General features: G+C 72.4%; 5 protein-coding genes and 1 pseudogene. 3 read left to right on the top strand and 3 right to left on the bottom strand.

The window, feature by feature from the left end; genetic code table 11:
• From SACHA_RS21595 to SACHA_RS0111170, 3 genes and pseudogenes are all read right to left on the bottom strand, one after another.
• Positions 1-314 (bottom strand): annotated as a pseudogene (locus SACHA_RS21595) (A/G-specific adenine glycosylase); the annotation flags it as partial.
• A 24-nt stretch (positions 315-338) separates the two neighbouring features.
• Positions 339-830, bottom strand: a complete 492-nt coding sequence (locus tag SACHA_RS0111175; protein WP_019809740.1) for a beta-class carbonic anhydrase — start codon at positions 828-830, stop codon at positions 339-341.
• 49 nt (positions 831-879) lie between these two features.
• Entirely contained in the window at positions 880-1,980 is a 1,101-nt protein-coding gene (locus tag SACHA_RS0111170; RefSeq protein WP_019809739.1) for a LacI family DNA-binding transcriptional regulator, read from the bottom strand.
• 164 nt (positions 1,981-2,144) lie between these two features.
• Here SACHA_RS0111170 and SACHA_RS0111165 point away from each other — a divergent pair, with 164 nt between their 5' ends.
• The 3 genes from SACHA_RS0111165 to SACHA_RS21590 all read left to right on the top strand — a co-directional run.
• Entirely contained in the window at positions 2,145-3,176 is a 1,032-nt protein-coding gene (locus SACHA_RS0111165; RefSeq protein ID WP_019809737.1) for a metal ABC transporter solute-binding protein, Zn/Mn family, read from the top strand.
• Complete coding sequence (locus SACHA_RS0111160) at positions 3,173-4,084, top strand: metal ABC transporter ATP-binding protein (RefSeq protein WP_019809735.1); 912 nt, start codon at positions 3,173-3,175, stop codon at positions 4,082-4,084. Before SACHA_RS0111165 ends, SACHA_RS0111160 begins: the two co-directional genes overlap by 4 nt.
• Before the next feature lie 75 nt (positions 4,085-4,159).
• On the top strand, positions 4,160-4,828 hold a 669-nt coding region (locus tag SACHA_RS21590), incomplete at its 3' end, for a metal ABC transporter permease (RefSeq protein WP_039738724.1).

The following is a 4,828-nucleotide window of genomic DNA, read 5'->3' as shown; positions in this document are numbered from 1 at the left end:
GCCGCCTCGTGCAGCCGCAGCGCCCGTCGCGGGTAGCCGAGCTTGCCCCACGCGCGGACCACCTCGCCCTGGCTCTCCGCCGCCAGGTCCGACGGCCGCGGCCACCGGGCCAGCCACTGCTCCCACACCGGCCACACTCGGTTCACCGGGGTCTGCTGCAGCATGATCTCGCTGACCAGCACCCCCCACGGTGTGACGTCGGACCGCCGCCACGGCAGGTCCCGTGCGTGGTCGGCGAACCAGTCGAGCAGGGTGTCGGTGTCGACAGTGTCGACGGTGTCGACGGTGTCGACGGAGGGAGCGAGGTCGGACATCGGCGCCAGGGTATCGGCACCTCTTCAGGCGACCTCGCGCAGCTCTCCGGTGCGAATGTCCAGGACGAAGCCCCGCACGCCGTCGGTGTACGGCAGGTACGGGCTCCGCCGCACCCGCGTCACGGACCGCCGCACGCCGTCCTCGGCGTCCCGGAAGGCCTCGACGGCCCACGGTGGCCGCAGGCCGGTGTCGGCTTCCAGTTCGTCCCGGAACCCGTCCTCGGTCACCGTGCTCACGCCGCACTCGGTGTGCCCGACGACCATGACCTCGCGGGTGCCGAGCTTGCGCTGGCTCAACGCCAGCGACCGGATCACGTCGTCGGTGACGACCCCGCCCGCGTTGCGCAGCACGTGGGCCTCGCCGTGCGCCAGCCCGAACAGCTCGGGCACCCGGATCCGCGCGTCCATGCAGGTGACCACCGCGACGGGGAGTGCGGGCGGGGCGGGGGTGTCGTCCTCGGTCGCGGCGCGGTCCCGTCCGGCCGCGCGGACCAGAAGTTCGTCGATCGAGCTCATGGTCCCGTATTCTTTCCCCCGCCACCCGCCGGTGGTGCACCGGCCCCGGTCAGGGGCCGAACCACTGCTCCTCCGCGGTGCGCGGGGCGGCCGAGGTACCGCCGATGCGCAGTTCCGTGGGGAGTGTGATGACCTTCGGCGTCGTCCGGTCGGCCTCCTCCAGCAGCAGCCTGCCCGCGGCCCGGCCCTTCTCCAGCACCGGCTGGTGCACCGTGGTCAGCCCCGCGCGCGAGGCCTCGGCGATGCCGTCGAACCCGGTGATCGTGAGGTCGGCGGGCACGCGCAGTCCGCGGCGCCCGGCCTCGGCCATCGCGCCGAGGGCGAGGATGTCCGAGGTGCAGATCAACGCGGTCACCCGCGGGTGGGCGTCGAGCAGTTGCCGGGCGGCGGTGGCGCCGTCGTCGACGGTGTGGTCGAACCGTTCCACGACGGGCACGGTGTCCCATTCGACCCCGGCCACCTCGAACGTCCGTGCCAGCGCGGCGAGCCGGGTGCGCTGCACGTGGTAGTGGGCCTCCCGCTGCCGCCGCAGGGGGACGAAGTCGTCGTTGCGGTCGCTGGCCAGCCGCATGCACAGCACGCCGACCTGCCGGTGGCCGAGCCCGACCACGTGATTGGCGACCTCGACGGTCGCGTTCTCGTCGTCCGGGCCGACCCGGTCGAGGCCGTCGGACTGGGGCTGGTCGACCACCACCGTGGGCACGGGGCGGGACAGCACGGCCGACAGGTGCGGGTCGTCGTCGGGCACCGAGTAGACGACGAAGCCGTCGACCGCCGCCTGGTGCACGGCGGCCACCTCCTCACGGCCCGGGCTGGCGGGGACGAGGTGTAGCCCGACGCCCGCGTCCTCGCAGGCCAGCGCGAGCCCCTCCAGCACGCCGACCGCCGCGGGGTCGCGGAAGGCGTAGGAGAGGTTCTCGGTGAGCAGCAGCCCGACCGCGCCGGCCTTCCGGGTGCGCAGTGAGCGTGCCACCGGGTCGGGTCCGGGGTATCCGAGACGGCGGGCCGTGTCCAGGACCCGCCGCCGCAGTTCCGGCGACAGCTGGTCCGGCCGGTTGTATGCGTTCGACACCGTGGTCCTGGACACGCCCAACTCGGCGGCCAGCGACGCCAAGGTCGCCTGTCGCCTGGTTCGCATCGGCCGGTTCATGGAAGAACCGTAACGGTTCAGAAGTCGCAGCAGAAGGAGAGCCCAACGTGGCTCACACGGTAACTCCGCGTCGTCGAATCGTTCACCCGACCGGTGGTCGTCGGGTCGATGGATCGGGTAAGGTGAAGTCGACAATCATTTCCAACTGTGTGGGGTGATCCGGGGTGCGGTGCAGCGGTGCTCACTCGAAGGGGTGGCTGACGGTCGCCGCGCTGGGCAGCGCGGTGGCCCTGACGGCGACGGCCTGTGGCGGCGGGAACGGCGCGGGTGACGGGGACGCGAGTGGCGACGGGGGCATCGCCGTGGTCGCCTCGACCAACGTCTGGGCGAGTGTGGTCAAGGCGGTCGGCGGGCCGCACGTTGAGGTCAGCGCCCTCATCGAGGATCCCTCGGACGACCCGCACTCGTACCAGGCCGATGCCGAGGACGCCGCCGATGTGCAGTCGGCGGACTTTCTGGTGTCCAACGGGGGCGGTTACGACGACTTCTTCACCGAGCTCGCCGACCGCGCTCCCGACGTCCCGACGGTCGTCGCCGTCGACTCGGCGCCCGGGCACGGTACGGACGACGGAAACGAAGCGCACGAAGGTGCGGAGCACGGCTCCGGCGGCCAGGAAGGCCACGGTGACCAGGAGAGCCATGACGGCCACGAGGGCCACGAGCACGGTTCCGGCAACGAGCACGTCTGGTACGACCTGCCGGTGGTCGCCGCCGTCGCCGAACGGACCGCCGAGCGGCTCGGCGAGGTGGCCCCGGATCAGCGGGACACCTTCCGTCGTAACGCGGCCGCGTTCACCGACCGGGTGGACGAGCTCTCCACGCGGGTCGACGGCATCACCGACGAACACGGCGGGGCGCGGGTCGCGGCCACCGCACCGGTGGCGCACTACCTGCTCGCCGACGCCGGGATCGAGGACGTGACGCCGAGGGAGTTCACCGCCGCGATCGAGAACGAGACCGACGTTCCCGTCGCCGCGCAGCAGCGGATGCTGGAGCTCGTCTCGGGGTCCGAGGTCAGCGCCGTGGTGCGGAACGTGCAGACCGTGAGCGCCGCGACCGGGAAGATCGTCGAGGAGGCCCGGGGCGCGGGTGTCCCGGTCGTGGATGTCACCGAGACCCTGCCGGAGGGTGAAAACGATTACATTGCCTGGATGGGAGCGCAGATCGACGCTCTGTCGGGGGCGCTGTCCGGATGAGTCGACGGTCGGCCGAGGTCGAGGTGAGCAACGTGCACGGTGAGACGGACACCGACCCCGGCAGGACCGCGGACGCCGACGGCACCGACCCCGGCACCGGTCACGCCACCGGGGACGCCGTCGTGCGACTGCGGGCGGCGGCGCTGGGCTTCGGTGCGCGCACCCTGTGGTCGGGTCTCGACCTGGACGTCGCGCCCGGTGAGTTCGTCGCGGTGCTCGGGCCGAACGGGTCCGGTAAGACGAGCCTGATCCGGGTGCTGCTCGGCCTGCAACCGTTGAGCGCGGGCAGCGCCCTGGTCGCGGGCTCACCACCCGGTCGGGGCAACGAGCGTGTCGGGCACGTGCCGCAGCAGCGCGCGATGGACCGGGGGCTCACCCTGCGCGGCCGGGACCTCGTCGGGCTCGGCCTGGACGGGCACCGGTGGGGCATCGGCCTGCGCGGGCTGGCGCGGCGGCGCAGACGGATCACGGAGGCGATCGAGTCGGTGGGCGCCCGGCACTATGCGAACGCACCGGTGGGCACGCTCTCCGGGGGCGAACAACAGCGGCTCCGCGTGGCCCAGGCGCTCATCGGTCACCCGGACGTGTTGTTGTGCGACGAGCCGCTGGCCTCGCTCGACCCGACCCAGCAGCGGGTGGTCGCGGACCTGATCGACCGTCGACGGCGCGAGGCGGACACGGCCGTCCTGTTCGTCACGCACGAGATCAACCCGGTGCTGCCCTACGTGGACAAGGTGCTGTACCTGGTGGACGGGCAGTTCCGCGTCGGTACCCCGGACGAGGTGATGACCTCGGAGACCCTGTCCGAGTTGTACCGGTCGCGGGTCGAGGTGCTGCGCGTCGGCGGTCAGATCCACGTCGCGGGTGCGCAGAGCGGCCTGTGCGAGGACGAGGTGCACCACTCGTGACGCCGCTCCGTCTCCCGAACCCGCAACCGTCACCCACCGCCCGGCACGCCCGGCCCGTCGTTTGAGGGTCCGCCCATGGACAAGCTGTTCGATTTCGACCTGACGATGCGTCTGCTCGGACTCGACTTCGTGCAGACCGCGCTGCTCGCCGCGGCCGTGCTCGGGCTGGTGGCGGGCGTGCTGGGGCCGATCATCGTGACCCGGCGGATGTCGTTCGCCGTGCACGGGACGGCCGAACTGGCGTTCACCGGCGCCGCGGCGGCACTGTTGCTGGGCATCGGGGTCAGCTACGGTGCGCTGGCCGGGGCCGTCGTCGCCGCGCTGCTGCTGGGCCTGCTGGGGGGCCGGGAGTCCGAGCGGGACTCGGTGATCGGAGTCGTCCTCGCCTTCGGGCTCGGCCTCGGGGTGCTGTTGCTGTGGTACTACCCGGGTCGCGCGGCGAACAAGTTCGGCATCCTCGTCGGCCAGATCGTCGCCGTCGAACCCACCGACCTCACCGCACTGCTGATCGCCTCGGCGGTGGTGCTGGTGGTGCTCGCCCTGATCTACCGGCCGCTGTGGTTCGCCAGCGTCGACCCGGTGGTGGCGGCCGCACGGGGGGTGCCCGAACGGCTGCTCGCCCCGCTGTTCGCCGTGCTCATCGGGGTGGGCACCGCGCTCGGCGTGCAGATCGTCGGCGCGCTGCTGGTGATGGCGCTGATGGTGACCCCGGCGGCGGCCGCCGCGCGGGTGACCGCCAGCCCG

It is taken from the genome of Saccharomonospora halophila 8, from assembly GCF_000383775.1.
Lineage (GTDB): Bacteria > Actinomycetota > Actinomycetes > Mycobacteriales > Pseudonocardiaceae > Saccharomonospora > Saccharomonospora halophila.
The sequence above is the reverse complement of the archived record's forward strand: the minus strand, read 5'-3'. Positions and strand labels throughout refer to the sequence as shown.